Raw genomic sequence first — 26,325 nt, 5'->3', positions numbered from 1 at the left:
GCTCCCTGGTCAGATACGACGTTCGCTGTGTTGCCAGTAGGTGTCCCGGACCAGGCGGCGCACCACCTTGCCGTTGGGGTTTTTCGGCAGTTCGCTGACAAAGTCGACGCCGCGCGGTTTCTTGAAACCGGCCAGCGCCCTGCCGCAGCGCTCGATCAGCTCGGCTGCGTCCAGTTGCGCGCCGGGCTTGAGCACCACCACCGCACGTACCGCTTCGCCCCACTGCGCATCGGGCACGCCGACCACCGCCACCTCGAACACCTCGGGGAAGGCGTAGATCACCTGTTCCACTTCGCTGGGGTACACGTTGAAGCCACCGGAAATGATCATTTCCTTCTTGCGATCGACGATGAACACATAACCCTGGGCATCGACCGTCGCCAGGTCGCCGGTGAGGTAGTAACCGTCGCGCATGACCTCGGCAGTGAGCGCCGGCGCACGCCAGTAGCCCTGCATGACATCCGGCCCCTTGACCACGATCTCGCCGACCTCGCCGGGTGCGACGTCCTCGAACGCCTCGTTGACCACCCGCAGGTCGGTCTCGAAATAGCACCGGCCGCAGGAGGCCAGGCGCCGGTAGTCGCCGTCCTCCACCAGGTGGTCCTGTTCGGTCAGCACCGTCACCAGCGAGCAGGTTTCACCGGCGCCGTAACCTTGCGCGAGGATCGGCCCGAACAGTTCGATGGCTTTCTTCACCAGCGCCGGTGCCATGGGCGCGGCGCCATACATGACCAGCTTCAGGCTGGACAGGTCGAAACGCTCGACGTTGGGGTAGTTCACCAGGCGGTTGATCATCGCCGGCACCAGGAACAGCCGGGTTACCCGCTCGCGCTCGATGGTCTCGAGCAGAAGGCGGTCGTCGTAGCGGTCGAGCAACAGGTTGCAGGCCCCGACCGCCAGCAGCGGCATGATCTGCATGCCGCTGGCATGGGTGATGGGCCCGACATGGGCCATGACGTCGCCCGGCCCGGAGCGCCGCGTGGGGCTGGCGATGCTCTTGCGCACCAGCGCCTTGCGGTTGCCGAAGGACAGCATGGCGGCCTTGAGCACACCCGAACTGCCGGATGTGTAGTGCAGCACCGCCAGCTCATCGTCGGCCGGGTCCAGGCCGAGGGGGGCTTCGCTGCCGCGCTCGAGCAACGCGGCATAACCCACGTTGCTCTCCTCTCCCGTCTCGCCCGCCTCGCCCTCCAGCACGATCACCTGGCGCAGCAGCGGCAACTCGGCGCGCCGTGTTGCCAATGCCTGGGCAAAGCCGGCATCGGTGATCAGCGCAACGCTGCAGGAATCCTCCAGCACCCGCACCACTTCATCCAGCGACAGCCGCGCATTGATCGGCACCTTGACCATCGCTGCCTTGTACAGCGCCACTTCCGCTTCCACCAGCTCCACACGGTTGGCAGCGAGGATCGCCACATGCTCGCCGGCCGCTACGCCCAGCGTACCCAATGCCGAAGCCAGGCGGTTGGCGCGGCGCTCCAGCTGGGCGTAGGTCAAGCGCGTGCGGCTGTCCGCCACGGCAACCTGCTCAGGCCAGTAGCGGCTGCTTCGGGTAATGATCGTTCCAAGATTCACGTTATTGTTCTCGTCGACAGGAAGACATCGACGATGCTAATCAGCCGTGCAATGCGGGATGAAATACCAGATTCGGATGCCAGCCATAACGTTATTGGCTGGGTCAGCCAACTCGCCGGCATGAGCCCGCTGACTTATCGGACTTCCGCGGATCCAGCATTTTGGTTGATGCTGATGGCCTCATCGCTGGCAAGCCAGCTCCCACAGGTTCAACGGTGCACGCGGTCCCTGTGGGCTGGCTTGCCAGCGATGAAGCCCTCAAGCCAGCCCAAAAACCCTCGGTACACGCGGTCCCTGTGGGAGCTGGCTTGCCAGCGATAAGGCCCTCAAGCCAGCCCACAAACCCTCGGTACACACGGTCCCTGTGGGAGCTGGCTTGCCAGCGATGAAGCCTTCAAGCCAGCCCACAAACCCTCGGTACACACGGTCCCTGTGGGAGCTGGCTTGCCAGCGATGAAGCCTTCAAGCCAGCCCACAAACCCTCGGTACACACAGCCGGCCTTGATCCGCAATATGAAACATTCTTAACCCGCGCTTAATCCCGCCACACCGCGTGCTCCCTTACAGTGGCCGGCCTTGAGTTCGTGGAGACTGTTCCAATGCTTCGAATGCTGTCCTGCACCGCCCTGTTGATGACCACGCTCGCCTGCTCGGCGGCCGACGCCGCGCAGGCCGATGAACACACCCTGACCGTGCTCAGTTCCGGCGGGATCATGGGAGCCATTCGGGAGGCGGCACCGGCCTACGAGAAGAAATTCGGCGTCAGGCTCAACGTCCTGGCCGCACCTTCGATGGGCGAGACTCCACAGGCGGTGCCCAATCGATTGGCCCGGGGCGAGCCGGCCGACGTGGTGCTGATGGTCGGCTCGGCACTCGACGACCTGATCGCCCACGGCCAGGCGGAACAGGCCAGCCGTGTCGACCTCGGCAAATCCTTCATTGCCATGGCGGTGCGCAAAGGCGCGCCGAAGCCGGATATCAGCACCCTGCAAGGCCTGCGCTCGGTGCTGCTGCAAAGCAGTTCGGTGGCCTATTCCGACAGCGCGAGCGGTGTATACCTGTCCCGCACGCTGTTCCCGCGCATGCAACTGGGCGCCGGGTTCCAGGCCAAGGCCCACATGATTCCTGCCGAACCGGTTGGCGCGGTGGTTGCCCGCGGCCAGGCCCAGGTCGGCTTTCAACAGCTGAGCGAGCTCAAGCCGGTCGAGGGTATAGACATCGTTGGCCTGATCCCGGAGCAAGCGCAGAAGATGACCCTGTACTCGGGCGCCATCGTCAGCAAGACCCAACATCATGCCGAGGCCAAGGCACTGCTCGACTACCTGGCGTCACCCGAGGCCGACGCCGCGATCGAAGACAGCGGCCTGAAACCCCTGCCCCACCACACCAGTTGATCGTCAGCCCGCCGAACATCGCGATACCCGAGTGAAAGCAGCGTATTTACTGTACTTCAAGGTGACTCCCTATATCATTGCACAACGCCAGGAATGGCGATGTGCTATGGCCTTCAGCGATTGATCGCAAGCGTCGGAATTCGGATTTCCACCAGGTACCACCGTGAAACGTGACATTCACCTCGTTGTTCTGCTGCTGTCGATCATCGGTTGCTCGCTCGCTTCGTTGGCACTGTGGAAAGTGATGGCTTCCCGTGAACGCGCCCTCGAAGAAATCAACATCCACGGCCTTAACCTCTCCCAGGCCCTCTCCACCTACTCCGAAGGCATCGTGCGGCAAAGCTCGATGATCCTGCTCGGGCTGGTGGAGCGCCTGGAAACCGAAGGCAGCGGGCCGCGGCAGATCGAGCGGCTCAGCCAGCTGGTCAGCCGCCAGCAGCCACTGATGCCGCAAATGAGCGGCATCACCGTATACGACAAGGACGGGCGCTGGCTGATGTCGTCCAACCGGCCGATCCCGGTCGGTGCCAACAGCAGTGACCGGGCGTATTTCATCCATCACCGCGACGACCCTTCCCGCGAGCCCTTCATCGGCCTGCCCATCCGCAGTCGCTCGAACCAGGAATGGGTGATCACCATCAGCCGCCGCTTCGACGACGCGCAAGGACAATTCGCAGGGGTGGTTGCCGTGACCCTGGGCGTGGAGAATTTCCTGCGCCTGTTCGGCCAGATCGATCTTGGCCATGACGGTGCCATCGGGCTGTCCTATACCGACGGTGCGCTGCTGGTGCGCTACCCGTTCCGCGAGCAGGACATGGGCCGCAACTTTTCCAGTTCACCGATCTACGTCAAGTACCTGGTCGACAAGTCGGTGGGCACCGCATCGTTCACCTCCAGCCTGGATGGTGTCGAGCGCCTGTATGCGTTTCGCAAGAGCGACACCCTGCCCCTGGTCACCACCGTGGCGCTGGGCAAGAGCGAGGCACTGGCGGCCTGGAGGCTGGAGGCGCAGTGGTCGGCGCTGGTGGTCTGCGGGCTGCTGCTCCTGACCGGTGGTATCGGCTGGATGCTGATAGGCACCATGTGCCGTCGCAGCCAGGCGGAAGCCGAATTGCTGGTGGCCCAGCAGCAACTGCTGGAAAGCAACCAGCAACTCGCGCGCCTGGCGATGCACGATGCGCTGACCGGGCTGGCCAATCGGCGTTGCTTCGACGATGCCCTGGCCCGGGAAATCGGCAGGGCCAGGCGCAGCGGCAACCCGCTGGCCCTGCTGATGGTGGATATCGATCACTTCAAGCGTTACAACGACAGCCACGGCCACCTGGCCGGCGACGGCTGCCTGCAGGAGGTGGCCAGGCGGCTGGCGGCCTGCGTGCGCCGCCCGCCCGACCTGCTGGCACGCTACGGTGGCGAGGAACTGGCGGCGATCCTGCCCGATACCGATGCTGCCGGTGCCGCCAGTGTGGCCCGGGCCATGCTCGAAGCCCTGGGCCAGGAACCTATCGCCCACCACGACAGTCCCTTTGCTCAGGTCACCGTGAGCATCGGTGTCGCCTGTATCAACGGCAATGACCTGGACAACGGCCAGGCGCTGATCGCACGTGCCGACCAGGCGCTATACGTCGCCAAGGAAGCGGGCCGCAACCGCCTGCATATCGGCTGAAACCGGCGCGGTCGGCAACCGCTGATCGCGCTCCCCATGGCTTTTTCGAGACTTCATCCTTGCAACACTCAAGGCCCCCCGCGTCACACCAGCGTGCCCTGGACTGGCTGAACTTCTTCCTCGCCGACGTGCGCGACGGCCTGGGACCGTACCTGGCCATCTACCTGCTGGCGGTGCACCACTGGCAACCGGCGAGCATCGGCCTGGTGATGAGCCTGGCCGGCATTGCCGCGCTGCTGGCGCAGACCCCGGCCGGGGCGCTGATCGACCGCACCCCGGCCAAGCGCGCGGTGGTGGTGATTGCCGCCGTGCTGGTGACCGGCAGTTGCCTGCTGCTACCACTGCTCTCGTCGTTCGGCGCCGTGGCCCTGACCCAGACGGTCAGCGCCCTGGCCGGCTCGGTGTTCGCGCCGGCGATTGCCGCGATCTCGCTGGGCATCACCGGGCCCAAGGCCTTCACCGCCCGGGTCGGCCGCAACGAAACCTTCAACCATGCCGGCAACGCCTGCTCGGCCATGCTGGCAGGCGGCCTGGCCTACCTGTTCGGCCCGGTGGTGGTGTTCTACCTGATGGCGGTCATGACCGTGGCCAGTGTGCTGGCCACGGCACGTGTACCGGCGGCGGCCATCGATCACCAACTGGCGCGCGGACTGGTCCATGGCCCCGGCGCTGTCGACCAGCCTGCCGGCTTCAAGCTGCTCCTGCACAACCGCACCTTGCTGCTGTTCGCGGTGTGCTGCGCGCTGTTCCACCTGGCCAATGCGGCGATGCTGCCGCTGGTGAGCCAGAAGCTGTCGCAGATCGACCTGAACCTTGCCACGCCGCTTACCTCTGCGTGCATCGTCGCGGCGCAACTGGTCATGGTGCCGATGGCGCTGCTGGTCGGGGCCAAGGCCGAGCACTGGGGCCGCAAGCCGTTCCTGCTGGCCGGGTTTCTCATCCTGCCGCTGCGCGGCGCGTTGTACGTGGTGTCCGATAACCCGTTCTGGCTGGTGGGCGTGCAACTGCTCGACGGCATAGGCGCCGGCATCTTCGGTGCGCTGTTCCCGATCGTGGTCAAGGACCTGACCGAAGGCACCGGGCGCTTCAACGTCAGCCTCGGCGCCCTGACCGCCGTGTTCGGACTGGGCGCCGCGCTGAGCCCTGGCATCGCCGGCCTGGTGGTGCAGGCGGCCGGCTACGATGCAGCCTTCCTGACCCTGGCCGCGATTGCCGGGGCCGCCTTCATGCTGGTATTGCTGGCACTGCCCGAAACCCACCCGCGCACCTCGCCATCGTCCCTGCCTTCTCCTGCCGGAACCTGAACGCCCCATGTCCTTTAGTGGGGTAAGCGGATTAAATGGTTGATCTTACCTTTGCATGAGAGTGAGACAGACCGGCATCTCATCGGATTATCTGGTTGATGCTTCACCTACTGCTGGTGCATGTTTCCTTCGCTAATTCCCAGCAAGAACCCCACACGCCTCAACTTCCCGGTCATCGTTGCAACTCGCTCTCAGTGAAACGAGTTGTTTCTCAAGCGCTTGCAGAGCGGTTATCTGCGACCGCACATGAGAGATGTGATCATCGAGCAAGGCGTTGACGGCGGTACAAGGCTGATGAGGGTCGTCCTCATAGCTCTGTAGTTCGTGAATCTCAGCCAGTGACAGGCCCAGGATTCTGCAGCGACGGATGAAGGCCAGCCCCTCACCATGCTTCTCGGTATAGACACGGTAACCGTTGTCCTGCCGATCAGGCGGCGGCAACAAGCCCTGCTGTTCATAGAAGCGGATCGTCTGTGTTTCGACCCCTACCAACTGCGCCAACTGACCAATGCGCATCAGCCTCCTCCCCAACGGATTCTTTACTCTATTGACCTTATAGTAGCTTTATAGTTTTAAATGGTACCACAACATTGTTCAAGTGGAGTCGTATCATGAGCAAATCCTGTGGTGGCGCCTGTGGCGGTGATGCAACGTCCGCAGCGGATACCGATATACAGGCCTCCTCCGAGGCGCCAGGGAGATGGGTCAGTGTTTATGCCGTGCCGAAGATGGACTGTCCATCAGAAGAACGAATGATTCGCCTAGCCCTGAACGGCTTTGAGGAGATTCGGGCGCTGTCCTTCGACTTGTCGAACCGCCGGCTGAAGGTCGTGCATGACGGCGAGGTCGAGCCCGTCACCTCGAAACTGAAGACCTTGGGGCTAGGCGCCTCGCTTCAGGAAACCGTCGCTGCAAATCCGGAGACCATCAAGGCCGCCGAGTTTTCGGCAGCTTCTGCTAAGCAAGAATCCGGGACCCTGCGCTGGTTGCTCGGCATCAATGCACTTCTGTTCGTGGTGGAAATGACTGCCGGTCTGATCGCCCGGTCCACCGGCCTGATTGGAGAATCCCTGGACAATTTTGCCGATGCGGCGGTGTACGGGCTTGCCCTTTATGCGGTTGGACATAGCGTGAAAATGCAGGTACGTGCCGCGCATCTTGCTGGTGTACTGCAACTGATCTTGGCTGTGGGCGTGCTCGTAGAGGTGGTGAGACGCTTTGTATTCGGTAGTGAGCCTGAATCGCTGGTGATGATGGCTATCGCATTCGTCGCATTGATTGCCAATACCAGTTGTCTGCTGCTCATATCCAAACATCGGGAAGGCGGGGCGCACATGAAGGCAAGCTGGATATTCTCGGCCAACGACGTGGTGATCAACCTGGGGGTCATCACCGCCGGCGCCCTGGTCGCGTGGACCGGTTCCAATTATCCGGATCTGATTATCGGCACCATCGCGGGGGCATTGTACTTAACGGTGCCAGACGCATTTTGGCGTTGAAGGGTTAAATAATGCTCATTATTGGCAAAAAGCTCTCGCCGTATGCCCTATTGTCCATATCGGGCCTGCTGGCAGCGTCTGATCAGGCTGTAAAGTGGCTGGTGCAGCAATCAATGGCCTATGGCGAGTATGTTTCGGTGACCCCGTTCTTTAACTGGGTGCACCTATGGAACACCGGTGCCGCATTCAGTCTTTTTGCGAATGGTGGAGGCTGGCAGCGCTACTTTTTTATCGGAATCGCGGTAGTGGTCTCGATTTTTCTGATCAAGCTGATCCTTGAAAATCGTCATAAAGGAGAAGCCATCGCTTACAGTCTTATCCTCGGTGGCGCCATGGGCAACCTGATTGACCGGGTCTTTCGCGGCTATGTTGTGGATTCCTTTGATTTCTATTGGCGAGACTGGCATTGGCCGGCCTTCAACCTGGCTGATATTGCAATTGTCCTCGGTGCCTTACTTTTCGTTTCCAGCAGCTTGTTGGGTAAAAAAGCAAACACCAATGCCGAGTCGGATGGATCTGACTGACACCTACGCCTATACAACACCATGACCGAACTTCCCGACAACATCCTTCACCTGCCGCAATACCAAGTACTGGGCTGCAAATCAACCGACGACGAAATGCACTTCCAGGTGGACGTGCCCGATCCCATCGCCTGCGAGGAATGCGGCGTGCAGGGTGAGTTCGTACGGTTCGGCAAGCGTGACGTTCCCTATCGTGATCTGCCCATCCACGGCAAGCGGGTCACTCTCTGGGTGGTCCGCCGCCGATACACCTGCCGGGCCTGCAAGACAACATTCAGGCCCCAGCTACCGGAGATGGTGGACGGATTCCGTATGACACTGCGGCTGCATGAGTACGTGGAGAAGGAATCCTTCAACCACCCCTACACCTTTGTGGCGGCACAGACCGGCCTGGACGAGAAGACGGTGCGCGACATCTTCAACGCCCGCGCCGAGTTCCTGGGGCGCTGGCACCGCTTCGAGACGCCCCGCATCCTGGGCATTGACGAGCTATACCTGAACAAGCGCTACCGCTGCATTCTGACCAACATTGAGGAGCGAACCCTGCTCGACCTGCTGGCCACCCGCCGCCAGGACGTGGTGACCAACTACCTGATGAAGCTGAAAGACCGGCAGAAGGTCGAGATCGTCAGCATGGACATGTGGAACCCCTACCGGGCAGCGGTCAAGGCTGTGCTGCCCCAGGCCCGTATCGTGGTCGATAAGTTCCATGTGGTGCGCATGGCCAACGATGCCCTAGAGAGAGTGCGCAAGGGCCTCAGAAAGGAGCTGAAACCGTCCCAGAGCCGGACTCTCAAGGGAGACCGGAAAATCCTGCTGAAACGCGCTCACGAAGTCTCAGACCGGGAGCGCCTCATCATGGAGACCTGGACAGGCGCGTTCCCGCAACTGCTGGCCGCCTACGAGCACAAGGAGCGCTTCTACGGCATCTGGGACGCCACCACACGGCTCCAGGCAGAAGCCGCCCTGGACGAGTGGATAGCCACCATCCCGAAGGGCCAAAAGGAAGTCTGGAGCGATCTGGTCAGGGCAGTGGGAAACTGGCGCGAAGAGACCATGACCTACTTCGAGACGGACATGCCCGTCACCAACGCTTACACGGAGTCCATCAACCGACTGGCCAAGGACAAGAACCGTGAAGGGCGCGGTTACTCCTTCGAGGTGATGCGGGCACGAATGCTCTACACCACGAAGCACAAGAAGAAGGCACCGACTGCGAAGGTCTCTCCTTTCTACAAGAAAACCATCGGTTACGGACTGCCGGACTTCGCAGAGGAACTCAACTACGGAGTCGATCTATCAACCATCTGAGGGTGGTATCAGATTGATGGGGTGAAGGTGCCCCATCAACCATTAAATCCGTATACCCCCTGGAACAACGCGACTACCTGGTGGAAGGCGAACTGCGCCGCTGGGAAGGCCCGCTGGCCACGGTGCGCAGCCCGGTGTGGCTGAAACAGGACGATGGCAGCGAGCAGCAGGTGATCCTCGGCAGCGCCCCGTTGCTGGATGCCGACACTGCCCTCACCGCGCTGGATGCCGCCGTGCATGCCTACGACAAGGGGCGGGGGCCTGGCCGACGATGCGGGTGGCCGAGCGCATCCGCCATGTCGAGGGTTTTCTCGGGCGCATGCGCCAGCAACGCGAGGCGGTGGTGAAGCTGCTGATGTGGGAAATCGGCAAGAACCTCAAGGACGCCGAGAAGGAATTCGACCGCACCTGCGATTACATCGTCGATACCATCGGCGCCCTCAAGGAACTGGACCGCCGCTCAAGCCGTTTCGAACTGGAACAGGACACCCTCGGCCAGATCCGTCGCGCACCGCTTGGCGTGGCATTGTGCATGGGCCCCTACAATTACCCGCTCAACGAGACCTTCACCACCCTGATCCCGGCGCTGATCATGGGCAACACCGTGGTGTTCAAGCCGGCCAAGTTCGGCGTGCTGCTGATCCGCCCGTTGCTCGAAGCCTTCCGCGACAGCTTCCCGGCCGGGGTGATCAACGTGATCTACGGCCGTGGCCGCGAAACCGTCAGCGCCCTGATGGCCAGCGGCAAGGTGGACGTGTTCGCCTTCATCGGCACCAACAAGGCCGCCAGCGACCTGAAGAAACTCCACCCTCGCCCGCACCGCCTGCGCGCGGCGCTGGGCCTGGATGCGAAGAACCCCGGCATCGTCCTGCCCGAGGTCGACCTGGACAACGCGGTCAACGAAGCCTTGACCGGCGCCCTGTCGTTCAACGGCCAGCGCTGCACGGCGCTGAAGATCCTGTTCGTCCACGAGCAAGTGGTGCAGGCCTTCCTCGAGAAATTCCAGGCCCGGCTCGCAGCGCTCAAGGCCGGCATGCCATGGACCCCGGGCGTGGGCCTGACCCCGCTGCCCGAACCCGGCAAGATCGACTACCTCAACGGCCTGGTTGCCGATGCCCTGGAGCATGGCGCCAGGGTGCTCAACCCAGGTGGCGGGCAGAGCCGCGGTTCGTTCTTCTACCCCGCGCTGCTGTACCCGGTGAGCCCGGCGATGCGCGTCTACCACGAGGAACAGTTCGGCCCGCTGGTGCCGGTGGTGCCCTACCGCGAACTGCACACGGTGATCGACTATGTGCTGGACTCCGATTTCGGCCAGCAGCTCAGCCTGTTCGGCACCAACTCCAAGGATATCGGCATGCTGGTGGACACCTTCGCCAACCAGGTCGGCCGGATCAATATCAACGCCCAGTGCCAGCGCGGCCCCGACACGTTCCCGTTCAACGGCCGCAAGAACTCCGCCGAAGGCACCCTGTCGGTGCACGACGCGCTGCGGGTATTCTCCATCCGCACCTTGGTGGCCACGCGGTTCCAGGAAGCCAACAAGCAACTGATCAGCGACATCATCCGCAACCGCGAATCGAGCTTCCTGACCACCGACTACATCTTCTGAGCACCGTCCGGCGGGCTTCATGCCCGCCTGTCCTGTGGTCGCACCAACGGATTTGCACTTTTGCCGATCCTGTACAAACATACAGCTCTACGCCCGAATATCGTTTTCGGAACGAGTCCATCGTTTTTGTACAGGAGGAACAGGCAATGGCAGCAAAACCCATCCCCGAGGGGGCGCACAGCATCACCCCCTACCTGGGCATCAAGAATGCCCACCAGGCCATCGATTTCTACAAGGCCGCCTTCGGCGCCGTCGAGATGTTCCGTCTCGAAGGCCCGGACGGCCGCATCGGCCACGCCGAACTGAAGATCGGCGACTCCTCGATCATGCTCGCCGAGCCCTGCGACCAGGCCTCGCTGGTCAGCAGCCAGTCGCAGCCGGGGGTTTCCGTCGGGCTGCATCTGTACGTGGAGGACGTCGACGCGCGTTATGCCCGGGCGATCGAGGCAGGAGCCACTCCGGTCAGCCCGGTGCAAGACCAGTTCTACGGTGATCGCAGCGGCACGCTGAAGGATCCGTTCGGCAACCTGTGGTTCGTTTCGACGCACAAGGAGGACCTCAGCCCGGAAGAGATCCGTGCGCGTGCGGCGAAGTTGTTTGGTGGTTAATTTCCTGTTGATTTGATTTATCGTGCGGGACCGCGATGCCCCAATCGCTTGCAAGCCAGCTCCCACAGGGTTTTGGGTTGATCACCCGATAGTGGAACAACCCGGGCCCTGTGGAAGCTGGCTTGCCAGCGATTGGGCCATCAGCATCAGCAAGAATGTGCTGCCTGCCGAAAAGGACCTCCATGCGAATCATCGATAAAAACGCCGCCCTGATCCGCAGCCTCACCCCCGCCGAGGACGACCTGCTGCGCGGTTTCAACCGCGGCACCCTGGAAGGGCCGTGCCTGCTCCAGGCCAACCAGTTGCTGATGAAGATCCGTGGCGCGGGCCACTGGCTGGCCTGCGACTGCAATGCCAGGGCGATGCCGGTGCTCAACGTCACGCTGAACAGCCACACCGGCACGCTGTTCCTCAAGAACAACCCCGGCACCGCCGAACATGCCGCCGATTGCCCGTTCATCAAGGATGAGCGCGAAGCCGGCGACAGCGACACCCAGGACACTCCGCCCGCCGCCTGGCTGGCTCCGGATGCGCCACTGCGCCTGCTCGGCGATTTCCGCCGCGCCGCCACCACGGACGCTGATCCCGGCGTGGCCGGCAGCGGCGACAAGCGTGACCAGCACCGCCTGCTGTCCCTGCTGCTGACCTGGATCGAAGCCAGTGGCCTGAACGTCTATGCCACACATCTGAAGAAGGACCTGACTGCCCAGTTCGCCGAACTGCGCGGGGTCGCCGCGCGCTACCCGCTGATCGAGCGGGTCCCGGCCAGCAATTACCTGGAAACCCGCCTGGACATGAAGCACATGATGATGCTCAAGGCGCGCCTGCGGGATTCCACGGTATTCGGCAACCATCGTCGCCATGGATTGCTGCTCGATTGCGTCAACCAGATCAAGGCGCGCAAGGTCTACAACGAACGCAGCGAAGACGGCTTCGACTTCCAGGGCCATCATCTGCTCTGGGGAGGCAGCCGCACTCCGGGGCCCTTGCTGGCCCTGGTCCTGTATTCACCGACGAGTGCCGGCAGCCATTTCTACGAACTGATCCATATCGCCAGTGTGCCGGTACTGTCCCGCGGACACCTGTTTCCGGTGTACCGCGACGAAGAGCGCGAACCGCTGAAGATGCTGGTATCGCTGATCGACTGGATGGCCAGCAAGGGCGTGCGGGTGACCATGCGCCGGCCGGTGATCGGTGGCCAGGTGATGGACGAACTGGTACTCAGTTCCGACCAGGACCGGGTGCTGTCCATTTCCCTGACCGAAAAACCCATGGGCCCGGAGCCAGAAGTTGAGCATTTCCGGCGCTACGCCGATTTCAAAGGGCTGGATACCTTCCGCAAATACGTGGCGGGGTTCTTCATGCGCGGGCGGGAATAACCCTATAGCCAACGCCACTGGTCGCCGCGCCCGGCTGCGTGATCGCACAAATCTCCCCGGGCATCCCCCAATGAAGGGTATCCATGAAAAAAGGGAGTTCGATCATGAAACGTACAGCGTTCGCCGCCCTGCTCTTCACTGCCATGCTTGGCGGGCATGCCATGGCCGATACCGGGCCGACCAACCCCACTTCGCCGGGAGTGGGCTCCGGCGTTCCACCGGAAATGCCGGCGCCAGGCAGCACCGACCCACGCATCCAGGGCAGTGATCCAGGACGCCAGGGCGGTGCTCCTACCGACGGCACGGATCGCACCCGTCCGCCAACCATCGATGATCGCGGGACCGAGCGCGGCAACGAGCGCAACGGCACGGGAAGCGGTTCCGGTATGGGTGGCTCCGGTACTGGCATGGGTGGCTCGGGGTCAGGTAGCGGTACCGGCATGGGCGGGTCCGGTACAGGTACGGGCACCGGCTCCAGTACCGGCAGCGGTACCGGTTCCGGTGGTGGTCAATAACCTGTCTGTCGATGGTTCATCGCCGGTAGCCGTATCGCCGGCGATGGCCCCTTGGCATGCTGAAATATTCTGAGAAAATCTTTCTTCGGTATGGTCTAACCTCCATCAGCCAGCATCCGCCCGCTCAAAGGAGGTGACTACCCATGGCCGCGGCTATCGCCCCCCGTCCACAAACACTGGAAATCGCTTATCTCAGGGATACTTTCCTGGGCGTACTGACCCGTAGCGAAGAATGCCAGGTGCAACTCGAAGCCCTGAATATCGGCGGTAAGCCCGGCGTTCAGCTGCAGATCACACCGCCGGTGCCTGACCGCCTGGAACGGGCCCACACCCTGGTCTTTACCTGGCGCGGCCATCAGTGCCGGGGCATCGTACAGTCGACACGACAATGCCAGGACGGCAGCCTGCAACTGCGACTGGAACTCCAATAAGGCTCACCGGCCGGTCAGCAGACGGGACACGCTTGCATGCTCGCGCTGCAGGCGAACCCGGCTGACCAATTCGGCCAGCGCCCTGCCATTGGGCAACTCGCTTAACTGGACATCACGCACGGTCAGCGCCGGACGCCCGGCATCGGCGGGAAAATGCAAGGTCAGCGACATCCCGTCGCTACAGCTCACTTGGCAATGATCAGGCAGGAACGCCCCTTCGATCAGTTGGCGCAATTCCAGATCGCACACTCCATGCATAGGCATGATAAGAATCCTCCTCAGACCAGGATGGCCGTCCAAGTCAGAACCTGCCGTGCGTCGGCGTCCAATGGAAAAAAGCCATGTGCAAGCGCTTGCGCCATTGATGCCGGGCATCACCTCATGCGGTCGGATCTTGTACGTCCTGTGCGTGGGAGAGGCCCGCGACGACGTCGGTTCAATGGCGTGTCGCGGGCAGCGGACGAAAGGTCAGGCCCGGCTCATCTGGCCAAAGCGGCCGGCGTGGAAGTCCTCGAAGGCCTGGACGATTTCCGCCTCGCTGTTCATCACGAACGGGCCGTAGCCGACGATGGGCTCATCCAGCGGCTCGCCGCTCAACCAGAGCAGCATGGCATCGCTTTCGGCCTCGATGAGCACCTGGTCGCCGTCGCGTTCGAACAGCACCAGCTCTGCGGCGCCGACGCTTTTTTCGGCATTGACCCGGACCGTTCCGCGCAGCACGACCAGGGCAGCATTGCGCCCTAGCGCGCCTGACAAGCGCAGCGATTTGCCTGCCTTCAGTTGCACGTCCAGGACGTCCATTGGCGTGAAGGTCCGCGCCGGGCCTTCATGGCCAAGGTACTTGCCGGCAATGACCCGCAGGCTGCCCGCCTCGTCCGCCAGGGCAACCCGTGGGATGTCCGCATCCAGCAGCGTTTGGTAGCCCGCCGGTGCCGATTTGTCACGGGCCGGCAGGTTGACCCAGAGCTGGACCATTTCCAGCATGCCGCCGCTCCTGGCGAACGATGGCGCATGGAACTCCTCGTGGATGATGCCCCGGCGGCGGTCATCCATTGCACGTCACCCGGGCCGATGAAGCCGCCGGCACCGCTGGAGTCGCGATGCTCGAGTTCACCCTGGTAGACGATGGTCACCGTCTCGAAACCGCGATGGGGATGCTCGCCCACGCCACGCCGGGCGCTGGTCGGTGAGAAATGCTGCGGCCCGGCATAATCCAGCAGCAGGAACGGGCTGATATGCCGCGCCAGGTTGTCGTAGCTGAACAGACTGCGCACCGGAAAACCGTCACCGACCCAATGGGCGGGCGGGGCCTGGTACGCACCTTGGATCTTTTTCATGAGAAACCTCCTCGTTGCATGGACAACACCATACCCATGCAAACAAAGAGGCGGTAGAGGGCAAAAAGCGCTTTCACTGTTCCACTGATGGAACGATCAAGCCGTTTTGAACTGCGGCTCCGCAGCGGCCTGCAACAGCCAGGCTTCGACGCGGTGGGCGCTTTCGTGAGGGTCCTCCTGCATGAAGCAGTGCCCGCCAGCGACCTTGTGCGGCACCACGTTCGGGTTGAGTCGGGCCCAGCGCGCCAGGGACAGAGGGACGAAGGGATAGGTCTGCTCGCCGTAAAGCACCAGGGTCGGCGTCTGCACACGAGACAGCGACGCCCACATGCGTTTCGGAAAGGAACTGAAGATTTCCACTTCGCGACTCGGTCGGCAACGCAGCACCACGCCCGCACCGCACTCGCCGATGGCATGGGTGACGTACGCCTGCAAAGCCGCTTCGCTCCAGCCTTTGAAGATACCGCGGCCCTGCAACGAGTCATGAGCCGCCTGGCGATCGGGCCAGTAGCTGCGGCGGGTCGCGGCCTTGCGTGCCAGGCCATGCCGGCGGTGCATGCCGAACCAGCTTGCCACGCCCATCACCCCGATCATCGAGCGGCTGAACACCACCGGATCGAGCAGCACGGCACGCTGGAACAGCCGCGGTTGCAGCTCCAGCATGAGCCCGGTGAGCACCCCGCCAAAGCTATGGCCAACGGCAAAATACGGCACGTCCCCATACTCCCCGCGCCCGGCATCGAAGGCCTCCAGCGCCAGTTCGGCGCTGCGGTTCCAGCCCACGAAGGGCCCGCCGTGATCGCTGTCGCCATGGCCCTGCACATCGCTCAGCCACAGGTCGAAATGCACCGCCAGCAACTCCAGCAGCGGCTGGTAGGCCAGGCAGCAGAAGCCGTTGCCATGGATGAAATGCAGCAGCGGCTTGCCGCTGGCCGGCGAACGCCAGCCGCGCAGGGTGAAGCGTTCGGCGCAATCATGCGCCCAGGGGATCAGTTCCATCGGGGCTCGCAGCGGGATTCAGGAAAAACCCGATTCTACAAACACCAGTGGATACAGCGAAAGCACCAGCAGCGTCGCCATCAGCAGGTTAAACAGCCGAAGCCGGCGGGGATCCTGCAAGAACCGCCGCAAGGCGCTGCCGAACATGACCCAGACGCACACCGACGGCAGGTTGACCAGGCAGAACACCAGGGCAATGACGATGACATTGACGAGGTAACCCTGGGCCGGCGTATAGGTGGTGATCGCTCCGACCGCCATCACCCAGGCCTTGGGGTTGACCCACTGGAACGCGGCCGCACCGAAGAAGCCCAGGGGCTTGCGGCTTTGCGGCGAGGCCGCCGACATCGGACCGGACGTGGCAATCTTCCAGGCCAGGTACAGCAAGTAGGCGGCCCCGACATAACGCAGCACTGTATAGATCACCGGATAGACCTTGAACACCTCGCCCAGGCCCAGCCCCACCGCCATCACCATGACCATGAAACCGATGCTCACACCCAGCGCGTGCGGGACGCTGCGACGCACGCCGAAGTTCACCCCGGAAGCCATCAGCATGGTGTTGTTCGGACCGGGTGTGATGGACGAAACGAAAGCGAACAGCACGAAGGCTGACAGCAGGTTCAGGGAGGTGAGCAGCATGGCGGTCGATCCTGGTTGTTGTGGGATCCACCCTACAGTGCATGGGCGAACGCAGACCGGTACAGCCAGGGAGAATTAATCAGGTACACCACAGTGTTAAGCGCCAGCATGGATTTCCGGGCTGCGGGCAGCCTCTACAACGCGGTTGTTCTGGACTACGATGTCGCCACCCTTTTCCTACGGGACTTCTCCATGCCTCTGAATATCCGCCCTGCCCGCCCCGAAGACGCTGCCCAGATCCTCGCCTTCATCACCGAACTTGCCGACTACGAACGCGCCCGCCATGAGGTGGTCGCCACCGTCGAGCACATCCAGCGCAGCCTGTTCGCCGCCGACAGCAGCGCCAGGGCGCTGATCTGCGAACGCGACGGCCAGGCGATCGGCTTCGCCGTGTATTTCTTCAGCTACTCGACCTGGCTGGGGCAAAACGGCCTGTACCTGGAAGACCTCTATGTCACGCCGGAGGCCCGCGGCACGGGTGCAGGCAAATTGCTCCTGCGGTACCTGGCGCGACTGGCCTGCGACAATGACTGCGGCCGCTTCGAGTGGAGCGTGCTGGACTGGAACCAACCCGCCATCGACTTCTACAAATCCATCGGCGCCGAGCCCCAGGATGAATGGGTGCGCTACCGCATGGACGGCGAAACCCTGCGCGCCTTCGCCAGGGGCTGATGGCGCGACCACAAGGGACTGCACCGGGATAACCACACATGGCCGTGAAAGCCAACACCCAGACCTTTACCATCCTCGCCCAGGACCCGGCGGTGCAGCGTGCGCCCGGGCAGCCGCTGTTCGCCCGGGTTTCCGTGCCCCTGGAACGGCTGGCCGACGGGCCCACCGGCTACCGGGTCAAGGTGGTCGATTTCGATGCCGAAGCCGATCGCCTGTACCTACCGCATCACTACCAACAAGCACCGGACGACAAGGCGATCGATCCCTTCGACCCGCCGGATGCCAGCCTGCTCGGGCGTCCGGATTTCCATTGCCAGCAGGTCTATGCGGTGATCATGCGCACCCTGGCGCGCTTCGAGCTGGCGCTGGGGCGACGCGTAGCCTGGGGCTTCGACGGCCATCAGCTGCATGTGGTGCCCCATGCCTTCATCGAGGCCAACGCCTTCTATTCCCGTGAAGACCGCGCCCTGTTCTTCGGTTACTTCCAGGATGACCAGCAGGACTGGGTGTTCACCTGCCTGTCCCACGACATCGTCGCCCACGAGACCACCCACGCCATACTCGATGGCCTGCGCGCCGGCTTCATGCGTGCCTCGGGCCCGGACCAGGCGGCTTTCCACGAGGGCTTCGCCGATGTGATCGCGCTGCTTTCGGTGTTCTCCCTGCGCGAGGTGGTCGAGTTCGCCCTGACCTGCCATCGCGGCTTGCCGATCCAGCGGCAAGGCAGTGTCCGCCTGGTCGACGGCGCTTCGCTGCAGATCGATGCGCTGGCCGATACCCTGCTGTTCGGCCTTGGCGAGCAGTTCGGCCAGGCCATCAGCGGCCTGCGCGCCAACCCCCTGCGCCGCTCGGTGCAACTACGTCCTTCCACCGCCTGGCTGGAGAGCGCCGAGTACGACGAGCCTCACGCCCGCGGCGAAATCTTTTCCGCCGCCATGCTGCGCTGCATGCTGGAACTGTGGGTGGCGCGCTGCCAGGACCTCGGCACCTTCGGCGATAACCTGTACAACCTCGACGCGGTCATCGACGAGGGCGCCAAGGCCGCAGACCAGTTGCTGACCATCGCCATTCGCGCCCTCGACTATTCACCGCCACTGGACCTGGAGTTCGGCGACTACCTCGCCGCGCTGCTGACGGTCGACACGCAAGTGGCACCGGACGATTCACGCTTTAGCTATCGACAGATCATCCGCGACACCTTCGCTGCCCATGGCATCCAGCCTCCGGCCGGACGCACCGACGCGGATGGCTGCTGGCTGACGTTCGCCGACAACGACAAGGTGCGCTATCAGAACAGCCATTTCGACTCGATGCTGCGCGACTCCGAGGAAGTGTTTCGGTTTCTCTGGGAAAACCGCGAAGTGCTACAGATCGACGAGCGCGCCTACACCGAAGTGGTCTCGGTGCGCCCCAGCCTGCGCTTCGGACCGGATGGCTTCATCCTGCGCGAGACCGTTTGCGAATTCACCAGCCGGGTCAACCTGTTCGGCGCCGAGTTCACCTCGGTGTTCAAGGAGCCGCGACCCGAGTGGCTGAAATCCACCACGCCATTCACCGTGTATGGCGCCGGCACCTTGATCTTCGACCAGTACGGACGGATCAAGTACTGCATCCAGCGTCCGCTGACCGACGCCCGCTGGCAGGTACGTCGCCTGGAATGGCTGTACGGACCGGGCAGCGATGCCGTGGAGCCCGGCTCCGCCGCCGACCTCACCCGCATCCACCGCGCCCGGGCCATGCAAGTGCCCTCGGAGACCCGTCCATGAGCCCGATCCGCCTGCACCTGTTCGCCTACCAGGTCGGTTTCGGCGACTGCTTCCTGCTGCGCTTCGTCTACCCGGACGGCACTCGCCGTCATCTGTTGATCGACTTCGGCACCGTCGGCATGCCCGCCGGTGTCGACAAGGCCGCGCAAATGCTGCGTATCGCCAACGATATCGCGGACAAGTGCGCCGGCAAGCTCGACGCCCTGGTCGCCACCCACCGGCATGCCGACCATATCAGCGGGTTCGACCCGCTCAAGAAGGGCAACGGCCCCGGCAGCATCATTGCCCGGTTGAACCCCGATGTGGTGCTGCAACCCTGGACGGAACAGCCGGACCTGGCCGAGAACGCCACTGCCCCGCTGGCCGCCGGCCAGGCCCAGGCCCTGGCCGGAATGAACGAGGTGGCGCGCCAGTTGAAAGCGCGGCTGGATACCGGGCCCAAGGGACTGGCGCCGGAGCTGAACCGGCGCCTGGGCTTTCTTGGCGAGAACAACATCGCCAACAAGGGCGCGGTGAACAACCTGATCGCCATGGGCACCCGCCCGGGCGCCCGGGCGGTCTACGCCCATTTCGGCAGTGACGACCCGCTGAGCGATGTGTTGCCGGGAATTCGCACCCGGGTACTCGGCCCGCCCACCGTGGAGCAAAGCGCCGAGGTCCGCCGGGAACGACGCAGCGATCCGGAGTACTGGCTGCGCGCACCCTTGCTGTTCGCCCGCAAGAGCAGCGCTGGCAGCACGGCCTCGCCCTTCCCCGACGCCCCGGGGATACGCGGTAGCAAATTGCCGCAGAGTGCCCGCTGGATTGCCGGAAGGGTGCGTGAGGCCAGGGGTGCGCAGTGGTTGTCCATCGTAACCGCGCTGGACAAGGCGATGAACAACACCAGCCTGATCCTGCTGTTCGAGGCCGGCGGCAAGAAACTGCTGTTTCCCGGCGACGCGCAGATCGAGAACTGGCGCTATGCCCTCAACCAGCCGGAGATCGCTGAACTGCTGAAGTCGGTCGACCTGTACAAGGTCGGCCACCATGGCAGCCTCAATGCTACGCCGAAGACGCTGTGGAACGGCTTCAGCAAAAAAGGTGAAGCGCAAACTGCCGGGCGCCTGACCAGCGTGCTGTCCACCCTGCCCGGCCAATACGGCGGCAAAAGCGCAGACGCCAACACCGAAGTGCCACGGGTGCCGTTGCTCAACGAACTGGCCAAGGATTCCGACCTGCATGACACCCACAGGCTGGCAGCGGATGCGCTATATGACGAAGTGGTCCTCGAACTCTGAGTGTCACTCTCGCACCGCATAGCGCTGCGCCAGTACCGCGCACACCATCAGCTGGATCTGGTGGAACAGCATCAGCGGCAGGATCAGCGTCCCCACTGCGCCACCGGCGAACAGCAGCTGCGCCATCGGTACGCCGGTGGCCATGCTTTTCTTCGAGCCGGCGAACAGGATGGTGATGCGATCTTCCAGGCTGAACCCCAGCCAGCGCCCCAGGCTGCGGGTAGACAAAAGCACCAGGGCGAGCAGCAGACAGCACACCAGGGCCAGGCCAAGCAGCTTCGAGGGAGGCACCGATCGCCACAGCCCGCTGACCACCGCATCGCTGAAGGCGGTATAGACCACCAGCAAGATCGAACCCTGGTCCACCGACTTCAGCCAGCCGCTATTGCGCGCCACCCAGGCACCGAGCCACGGGCGGGCCAGTTGCCCTGCCACGAAGGGCACCAGCAGTTGCAGGATGATCGCCCACACCGCCTGCAGGTTAGAGCCGCTATCGCCCTCCACACCCATCAGCAGCATCACCAGCAGGGGCGTCAGCACGATGCCCAGCAGGCTCGAGGCCGCCGCACTGCAGATCGCCGCCGGCACATTGCCCCGGGCCAGCGAAGTAAAGGCGATCGCCGACTGCACCGTGGCCGGCAATGCGCACAGATACAGCACGCCGAGGTACAGGGCATCGCCCACCAACGGCAGGATCAGCGGCTTCAACAACAGCCCGAACAACGGGAACATGACGAAGGTGCAGGCGAACACCAGCAGGTGCAGGCGCCAATGTCCCGCCCCGGCGAGCACCGCCTCGCGCGAGAGCTTGGCGCCGTGCAGGAAGAACAGCAGGCCGATGGCAAGGTGGGTCAGGGTTTCGAAGACTGCCGCTGCGTTACCGGAGGCCGGCAGCCAGGTAGCGATGGCGATCACAGCGAGCAAGGCCAGGGTGAAGTTGTCGAAGAGCAACCGCAGGTGTTTCATCGGGTGTTGTCCACGGGTTGTTGTGAGGTGCGCAAGACGATAGGGTGTTCGCCACTTTCCGGCTAACGCCAGAAACCCGGTAATGTCGTCGAATGGACAACATCGTGCACTTGAATGAACTCGCCAGCCTGCCCCGCCCGCTCTACGGGCAGCGCGACAGCTTGCCGAACATCGCCCTGGACTACCGACATCTGCATGCCTGGGGCCAGCTTTCCCATGCCCTGCACGGCGTATTGCTGGTGCATACCGATAACGCCCGGCTGGTGGTGCCGCCGCACCGCGCGGTGTGGATTCCGCCCGGTTCGATGCACCGGGTCGAAAGCACGCCGGATGCCTGTATCCGCAGCCTCTATATCGATGCTGCGCAGTCGCCGTGGCCGGGCCAGGAGTGCCGGGTGATCGCCGTCGATCCGTTGCTGCGCGAGCTGATCCGCGCATTCGGCGAGTTGCCGGTCGAGTACGACCTCGAGGCCGCCGACGGACGCCTGGCGCAGGTCCTGCTGGACCGCCTGTGCCTGGCCGAACAGCTTGACCTGGTCCTGCCCCAGCCACGCGACCCGCGCTTGCGCGCCCTGTGCCGCCAGGCCACGGCACGGCCCTGGGCGGATATCCGGCTGGGCGAGGCCAGCCGCAAGGCCGGCGTCAGCGAAAAGACCTTCAGCCGACTGTTTCTCAAGGAAACCGGGATGACCTTCCGGACCTGGCGCCAGCGCATGCGCCTGGTCAGCGCGCTGCCGGCACTGGAGCGCGGCGAACGGGTCACCGATGTGGCGCTGGCCTGCGGCTATGAATCGCTGTCGGCATTCAGTGCGGCATTCGCCAGGCTGTTCGGCTTGTCGCCGGGCGAACTGGCCCGGGGCGGCAGCATGACGCAGGCCTGAATGAGAAGCGCTTGCTATGCTGGCGGAGCGATTTTCCCGTCACTACAACAAGGAATCGACCTTTGAAAGCTGCCTGCGTACTGCTTCTGGGCCTTTTGCCCCTCATGGCCAACGCCGCGCAAGTCGGCGAGCGCCTTGCGCCCTTCACCCTGAACGACCAGCATGACCAGGCGTTCACCCTCGACGCCAGCACCCGGGTGTTGCTGGCCGCCAGCGACATGGACGGCGCGAAGCTGGTCAAGGCCGCGCTGGCCGACCGGCCCAAGGGCTGGCTGGAAGCGCGCCACACGGTGTTCGTCGCCGATATCCAGGGCATGCCAGCGCTGATCGGCAAGCTTTTCGCCATACCGAAGATGCGCGACTACAGCTACCGCGTGGTGCTCGATCGCGAAGGCCAGGTGGTTCCGCAGTACGGAGTGCCCGCGGGCCAGGTGCAATGGCTGCAACTGGAAGACGGCAAGCTGGTGTCGAAGCGTTCGTTCAGCGATGCCGAGGCCCTGGGCAAGGCCCTTGCCGAGCTGCCGCAAGGCTGAGCTTCACGCCTCCAGACCGCGGTCTACGAACCAGGTCAGCGGCAAGGTCAACATCAGGGTCGCCGCCAGTACCATCAAGGCCAGCGGCATCCCGCCAAGATCCCCCAGGCGCCCGAAAACGATGGGCGCCAGTGCCCCGCCACCGATGGTCCCGGTATAGAACAGGGCAAAAGCCTGCTCGCGCTGCTCCGGCGCAGCCAGTTCCGGAACCACACCGTAGAGCACCGACGAGGTGCCGTTAAGGACCAACCCCAACAGCGGCAGCAGGGTCATCAAGGCATTCAACGGCAGGTACACCGCAGCGACGATCAGTGCAGCGGTCAACGACTCGCTGAACCACACGGTTTTCAACAGCCCGACCCGTGCACCCAGGTAGCCGCAGATCAACTTGCCGAAAGCGCCGCCGATAAACAGCAGCGTCAGGGCCAGGCCGATACCGGCGGTACCGGCGCCCTTGTCGCTGAGCAGGAATGGCAAGAAGGTGAGAAAGCCCATGCGCACCGCACTGTCGAGAAACCCGGTCGCCAGCAGGGCGCGAAGGCCGCCCGGCGAGCCCTTGCCCTCCCCGATCCCGGCCTTGCCGGCAGTGGTGGCGGACGGGTCGATATGACGGGGTATCAGCAGGTACATGCCCAGCGCAGCCAACAGGCCCAGCACGCCGGCCAGGGTCACGCTGAGGCGCCAGCTCATCACTGTCAGCGACACACCGACCAGTGCCGGAACCAGGGTCTTGCCGATATCACCGGCGAAGTTGTAATGCGATAGCGCCTGCTTCACCTGGCGCCCCGGCGCATGGGTATCGGCAACCAGCGAAGAGGCCAGCGGATGCTGGGTGCTGGCACCCAGGCCACCCAGCACCAGCGCCGCCAGCAAGGCTGCCAGCCCGCCAGCCTGGCCGGCCAGCAGATAGGCCATGCCCACCAGGGCAGTGCCGCCGATGAGCAGGGCCCGCCGTCCGAAGCGCCTGGCTGCGCGGCTGGCGAGTAATTGAAATCCGGCCATGGTTGAGGAGTACGCGCCGCGCATCAGGCCGATCTGCGCGTAGCTGAGCCCGAACTGGGTTTGCCAGATCGGCAACAGGACGTAGATCAGGTCGGTCAGGCCGTCGTTGACGGCATGGGCACCGCACGCCGCCAGCAGTGCCCGGCGGCGCGGGGAAGCGGTTTGGGTCTGGCCTGAAACAGTGGCCGGGCAGGCGTCGGACATGACTTGAGATCCACTGCTAACTGGATCCAATCATTAAAACAGTAACAAAAAGTTAACGCGACCCTGTTTTTCGGACCGCTTTAATCAACCCGGAATTTCCGGCTCGACCAGATTGGCCAACTGGTTCAGAGATTCCTGCCAGCCCAAGTAGCAGCTTTCCAGAGGGATGAGGTCAGGCAAGCCTGCCTGGACGATATTCACCTCGGTGCCACAAGAGACGCTGTTGAACGTGATGGTGACGGTGATTTCCCCTGGCAGGCCGGGATCGTCGAAGCGATCGGTATAGCGGATGCGTTCGTTCACCAACAATTCCTGGTATTCACCACCGAAGGCGTGGCGCTGGCCGCTGGAAAAATTGCTGAACGACATCCTGTAGGTGCCGCCGACCCGTGCATCGAGATGATCGACCTTGCAGGTAAAGCCATGGGGCGGTAGCCACTTGGCCATGGCGTCGGCATCGAGGAAAGCACGGTAGACCCGCTCGACGGGGCCTTGAAGACACGGTGCAGGCGCACGGCATTGTTGCTCATGGACGCTATCCTTGTGGTTTATCCGGGCAAGGCTATCAGTGAAGCCCAGCCCCGCGACAACGTCCAGCCGTGCACCTGCCCCGGGCCAGTCAGCGCTCGCTTTCGAAGCGGTCGCTGACCAGGATCGCCTGCGCCAGCTCTTCATCGCTGGCCTGCAGGCCAGGGTTTTCCTGGCGTACACGCTGCAACACGGCTTCCAGGTAGGCGCCGCGGATCGCGCCGCCGCTGGCTACGAAGCTGGACGCCTCGTCCCGGGCCGGGATGATGCGCTTGTCGTCCTTGAAGGTGGAATACAGCGAGGCCGAGACGCCGGCCGAGGTGGCGACATCACCTGCGTCCACGCGGGCCAGCGCCGAACCAACAGGCAGGCAAAGCAACAATGAAGAGACGAGCAAAATACGCCGCATGACGAAGTCCTCCGGTCTACCTGAACGGAATTGTCAGGTATTACCCAGTCTAGGATTCATTTCCCCGGGTCGGAGTTCCCTAGCGGGTTCTGCTAGGGTGGCGGTTTTTCCGCCTCGGACCCTTCGTCAATGCGCTTCCCCACCCTCCTCCTGCTATGTACCTGCCCGCTGCTTGCCGTGGCAGACCCGGCCTTCGACAGCCAGGTGCGCAGTGCCGCCGAACGCGTCATGCGCGACAACGGCGTTGCCGGCCTGGCGATCGCCATCAGCGACCATGGAAAACAGTACTTCTACGAGTTCGGCGTGGCCGACAAGGCCACGGGGCAAGCGGTCAGCCGCGACACCCTGTTCGAGCTGGGCTCGATCAGCAAGACCTTCACCGACACCCTCGCCGCCCGAGCGCAGATCGACAAGCGCCTGTCGCTGCACGCCAACGCCGCCGAATACCTGCCGGAGCTGGCGGGCACTGCGTTCGGCAGGCTGAGCCTGATCAACCTGGCAACCCACAGCAACGGCGGCATGCCCCTGCAACTACCGGACGGAATCTCCAACCAGGCGCAGTTGTTCGACTGGCTCAGGCACTGGCAACCCGAGCATGCAGCGGATGGCTGGCGTGCCTATGCCAACCCGGGGATCGGCATGCTCGGGGTGATCACCGCACGGCAACTGGGCACCTCGTTCGTCAGCGCCATGCAGGAGCAACTGCTGCCGGAGCTCGGCCTCGAACACACCTACTTGCAGGTCCCGGCCAGTCAGCAGGCGCTCTATGCCCGCGGCTATGACAAGAATGACGCTCCCGTGCGGGTCAACCCCGGGGTGCTGGCCGACGAAGCCTACGGCGTTAAAAGCAGTAGCCGCGACATGCTGCGCTACGTCGAGGCCCATCTGGGCCGGGTGCAACTGGCCGCACCGCTGAAGCAGGCGCTGGACGACACCCGCCGCGGCTACTACAAACGCGGCGCGATGACCCAGGACCTGATCTGGGAACACTACGATTACCCCCTCGCGTTGCAGACCTTGCTCGATGGCAATGACAACCGCTATGCGCTGGCCGGCAGCCCCGTAAACGCGATCAATCCACCGTTGGCACCACAGTCGAAAGCCTGGGTGAACAAGACCGGGGCCACCAACGGTTTTGGCGCCTATGTGGCGTTCGTGCCGGAGCAGCAACGCGCAGTGGTGTTGCTGGCCAACCGCAATTATCCGAACGGGGAGCGGGTGAAACTGGCCTGGCGGTTGTTCGAGTTGCTGGATGAGCAGCGGTAGACCTAAGGGCTTGCGCCTTGGCTTGCAGATT

Annotated in this window: 23 protein-coding genes and 4 pseudogenes; 17 read left to right on the top strand and 10 right to left on the bottom strand. The window is 63.4% G+C overall.

All coding sequences use genetic code 11. From position 1 onward, the window contains the following. Nucleotides 1-9: 9 nt before the first annotated feature. Nucleotides 10-1,575 (bottom strand): AMP-binding protein, encoded by a 1,566-nt coding sequence (locus tag CSV86_RS10445; RefSeq protein WP_037061256.1) that lies wholly within the window; start codon nucleotides 1,573-1,575, stop codon nucleotides 10-12. Nucleotides 1,576-2,174: 599 nt separating this feature from the next. On the opposite strand from CSV86_RS10445, the gene CSV86_RS10440 reads away from it, so the two are divergent. The 3 genes from CSV86_RS10440 to CSV86_RS10430 all read left to right on the top strand — a co-directional run bounded on the left by CSV86_RS10440 (nucleotide 2,175) and on the right by CSV86_RS10430 (nucleotide 5,936). After that, nucleotides 2,175-2,969, top strand: a complete 795-nt coding sequence (locus tag CSV86_RS10440) for a substrate-binding domain-containing protein (RefSeq protein ID WP_037061253.1) — start codon at nucleotides 2,175-2,177, stop codon at nucleotides 2,967-2,969. Between the two features lie 163 nt (nucleotides 2,970-3,132). Next, nucleotides 3,133-4,632: a sensor domain-containing diguanylate cyclase gene (locus tag CSV86_RS10435; protein WP_009402829.1), complete on the top strand. Its 1,500-nt coding sequence runs from the start codon at nucleotides 3,133-3,135 to the stop codon at nucleotides 4,630-4,632. A 59-nt stretch (nucleotides 4,633-4,691) separates the two neighbouring features. Next, entirely contained in the window at nucleotides 4,692-5,936 is a 1,245-nt protein-coding gene (locus CSV86_RS10430; protein WP_037061250.1) for an MFS transporter, read from the top strand. 107 nt (nucleotides 5,937-6,043) lie between these two features. On the opposite strand, the pseudogene cadR reads toward CSV86_RS10430, so the two are convergent. Beyond that, nucleotides 6,044-6,452: pseudogene (cadR, locus tag CSV86_RS10425) on the bottom strand (Cd(II)/Pb(II)-responsive transcriptional regulator). Between the two features lie 95 nt (nucleotides 6,453-6,547). On the opposite strand from cadR, the pseudogene CSV86_RS10420 reads away from it, so the two are divergent. The 8 genes and pseudogenes from CSV86_RS10420 (at nucleotide 6,548) to CSV86_RS10385 (ending at nucleotide 13,812) form a co-directional block, all read left to right on the top strand. Continuing rightward, nucleotides 6,548-7,443: pseudogene (locus tag CSV86_RS10420) on the top strand (cation efflux transmembrane domain-containing protein). Between the two features lie 3 nt (nucleotides 7,444-7,446). Beyond that, nucleotides 7,447-7,959 carry a signal peptidase II gene (gene lspA / locus CSV86_RS10415; protein WP_003821921.1) on the top strand — a complete coding sequence of 171 codons (513 nt, stop codon included), beginning with the start codon at nucleotides 7,447-7,449 and terminating at the stop codon, nucleotides 7,957-7,959. Between the two features lie 21 nt (nucleotides 7,960-7,980). Continuing rightward, complete coding sequence (locus CSV86_RS10410) at nucleotides 7,981-9,270, top strand: ISL3-like element ISPpu12 family transposase (protein ID WP_004574636.1); 1,290 nt, start codon at nucleotides 7,981-7,983, stop codon at nucleotides 9,268-9,270. A gap of 56 nt (nucleotides 9,271-9,326) precedes the next feature. Continuing rightward, nucleotides 9,327-10,879, top strand: a pseudogene (locus CSV86_RS10405) (NADP-dependent glyceraldehyde-3-phosphate dehydrogenase); the annotation flags it as partial. A 146-nt stretch (nucleotides 10,880-11,025) separates the two neighbouring features. Then, nucleotides 11,026-11,487 (top strand): VOC family protein, encoded by a 462-nt coding sequence (locus CSV86_RS10400; RefSeq protein ID WP_009397019.1) that lies wholly within the window; start codon nucleotides 11,026-11,028, stop codon nucleotides 11,485-11,487. Between the two features lie 182 nt (nucleotides 11,488-11,669). After that, nucleotides 11,670-12,866, top strand: coding sequence for a DUF8534 domain-containing protein (locus CSV86_RS10395; RefSeq protein WP_009397018.1), 1,197 nt, complete (start codon nucleotides 11,670-11,672; stop codon nucleotides 12,864-12,866). A gap of 104 nt (nucleotides 12,867-12,970) precedes the next feature. Beyond that, nucleotides 12,971-13,381 (top strand): hypothetical protein, encoded by a 411-nt coding sequence (locus tag CSV86_RS10390; RefSeq protein WP_009397017.1) that lies wholly within the window; start codon nucleotides 12,971-12,973, stop codon nucleotides 13,379-13,381. Nucleotides 13,382-13,524: 143 nt separating this feature from the next. Then, nucleotides 13,525-13,812 (top strand): hypothetical protein, encoded by a 288-nt coding sequence (locus CSV86_RS10385; RefSeq protein ID WP_009397016.1) that lies wholly within the window; start codon nucleotides 13,525-13,527, stop codon nucleotides 13,810-13,812. Between the two features lie 3 nt (nucleotides 13,813-13,815). Here the strand turns inward: CSV86_RS10385 and CSV86_RS10380 are convergent, their stop codons facing one another. The 4 genes and pseudogenes from CSV86_RS10380 to CSV86_RS10365 all read right to left on the bottom strand — a co-directional run bounded on the left by CSV86_RS10380 (nucleotide 13,816) and on the right by CSV86_RS10365 (nucleotide 16,790). Further along, a complete protein-coding gene (locus tag CSV86_RS10380) occupies nucleotides 13,816-14,076 on the bottom strand; it encodes a DUF1652 domain-containing protein (RefSeq protein WP_085982838.1) in 261 nt (86 codons plus the stop codon). Between the two features lie 204 nt (nucleotides 14,077-14,280). Further along, nucleotides 14,281-15,149 (bottom strand): annotated as a pseudogene (locus tag CSV86_RS10375) (pirin family protein). A 96-nt stretch (nucleotides 15,150-15,245) separates the two neighbouring features. Next, nucleotides 15,246-16,148, bottom strand: coding sequence for an alpha/beta fold hydrolase (locus CSV86_RS10370; protein ID WP_009397011.1), 903 nt, complete (start codon nucleotides 16,146-16,148; stop codon nucleotides 15,246-15,248). Between the two features lie 18 nt (nucleotides 16,149-16,166). Continuing rightward, nucleotides 16,167-16,790 (bottom strand): LysE family translocator, encoded by a 624-nt coding sequence (locus CSV86_RS10365; protein WP_009397010.1) that lies wholly within the window; start codon nucleotides 16,788-16,790, stop codon nucleotides 16,167-16,169. Nucleotides 16,791-16,982: 192 nt separating this feature from the next. Between CSV86_RS10365 and CSV86_RS10360 the strand changes: the two genes are divergently transcribed. From CSV86_RS10360 to CSV86_RS10350, 3 genes are read left to right on the top strand one after another with little or no spacing between them, the layout of a single operon-like run. Beyond that, the gene (locus tag CSV86_RS10360) at nucleotides 16,983-17,462 is read left to right on the top strand and encodes a GNAT family N-acetyltransferase (protein ID WP_009397008.1); all 480 of its coding nucleotides are present in this window, start codon (nucleotides 16,983-16,985) and stop codon (nucleotides 17,460-17,462) included. A gap of 38 nt (nucleotides 17,463-17,500) precedes the next feature. Next, a complete protein-coding gene (locus CSV86_RS10355) occupies nucleotides 17,501-19,228 on the top strand; it encodes a gluzincin family metallopeptidase (protein WP_009397006.1) in 1,728 nt (575 codons plus the stop codon). Then, complete coding sequence (locus CSV86_RS10350; RefSeq protein WP_009397004.1) at nucleotides 19,225-20,505, top strand: MBL fold metallo-hydrolase; 1,281 nt, start codon at nucleotides 19,225-19,227, stop codon at nucleotides 20,503-20,505. Before CSV86_RS10355 ends, CSV86_RS10350 begins: the two co-directional genes overlap by 4 nt. A 3-nt stretch (nucleotides 20,506-20,508) precedes the next feature. Here the strand turns inward: CSV86_RS10350 and CSV86_RS10345 are convergent, their stop codons facing one another. Beyond that, nucleotides 20,509-21,471: a bile acid:sodium symporter family protein gene (locus CSV86_RS10345; protein WP_009397002.1), complete on the bottom strand. Its 963-nt coding sequence runs from the start codon at nucleotides 21,469-21,471 to the stop codon at nucleotides 20,509-20,511. Between the two features lie 92 nt (nucleotides 21,472-21,563). Between CSV86_RS10345 and CSV86_RS10340 the strand changes: the two genes are divergently transcribed. Then, complete coding sequence (locus tag CSV86_RS10340) at nucleotides 21,564-22,352, top strand: AraC family transcriptional regulator (protein ID WP_009397000.1); 789 nt, start codon at nucleotides 21,564-21,566, stop codon at nucleotides 22,350-22,352. Between the two features lie 62 nt (nucleotides 22,353-22,414). Continuing rightward, nucleotides 22,415-22,885 carry a hypothetical protein gene (locus CSV86_RS10335; RefSeq protein ID WP_009396999.1) on the top strand — a complete coding sequence of 157 codons (471 nt, stop codon included), beginning with the start codon at nucleotides 22,415-22,417 and terminating at the stop codon, nucleotides 22,883-22,885. Nucleotides 22,886-22,888: 3 nt separating this feature from the next. Here the strand turns inward: CSV86_RS10335 and CSV86_RS10330 are convergent, their stop codons facing one another. The 3 genes from CSV86_RS10330 to CSV86_RS10320 form a co-directional block, all read right to left on the bottom strand. Beyond that, on the bottom strand, nucleotides 22,889-24,091 hold the full coding sequence (locus CSV86_RS10330) for an MFS transporter (protein WP_009396997.1): 1,203 nt from the start codon (nucleotides 24,089-24,091) through the stop codon (nucleotides 22,889-22,891). 84 nt (nucleotides 24,092-24,175) lie between these two features. Further along, on the bottom strand, nucleotides 24,176-24,766 hold the full coding sequence (locus CSV86_RS10325; protein ID WP_170394560.1) for an SRPBCC family protein: 591 nt from the start codon (nucleotides 24,764-24,766) through the stop codon (nucleotides 24,176-24,178). Continuing rightward, nucleotides 24,711-25,028 carry a DUF2388 domain-containing protein gene (locus CSV86_RS10320; RefSeq protein ID WP_009396993.1) on the bottom strand — a complete coding sequence of 106 codons (318 nt, stop codon included), beginning with the start codon at nucleotides 25,026-25,028 and terminating at the stop codon, nucleotides 24,711-24,713. Before CSV86_RS10320 ends, CSV86_RS10325 begins: the two co-directional genes overlap by 56 nt. Nucleotides 25,029-25,157: 129 nt before the next feature. On the opposite strand from CSV86_RS10320, the gene ampC reads away from it, so the two are divergent. After that, the gene (gene ampC / locus CSV86_RS10315) at nucleotides 25,158-26,294 is read left to right on the top strand and encodes a class C beta-lactamase (RefSeq protein WP_009396991.1); all 1,137 of its coding nucleotides are present in this window, start codon (nucleotides 25,158-25,160) and stop codon (nucleotides 26,292-26,294) included. Nucleotides 26,295-26,325 lie beyond the last annotated feature (31 nt).

Source organism: Pseudomonas bharatica CSV86, assembly GCF_000319305.2.
Classification (GTDB): Bacteria; Pseudomonadota; Gammaproteobacteria; order Pseudomonadales; family Pseudomonadaceae; genus Aquipseudomonas; species Aquipseudomonas bharatica.
Note: the sequence above shows the minus strand (reverse complement) of the source record. Positions and strands in the feature narration are given on the sequence as shown.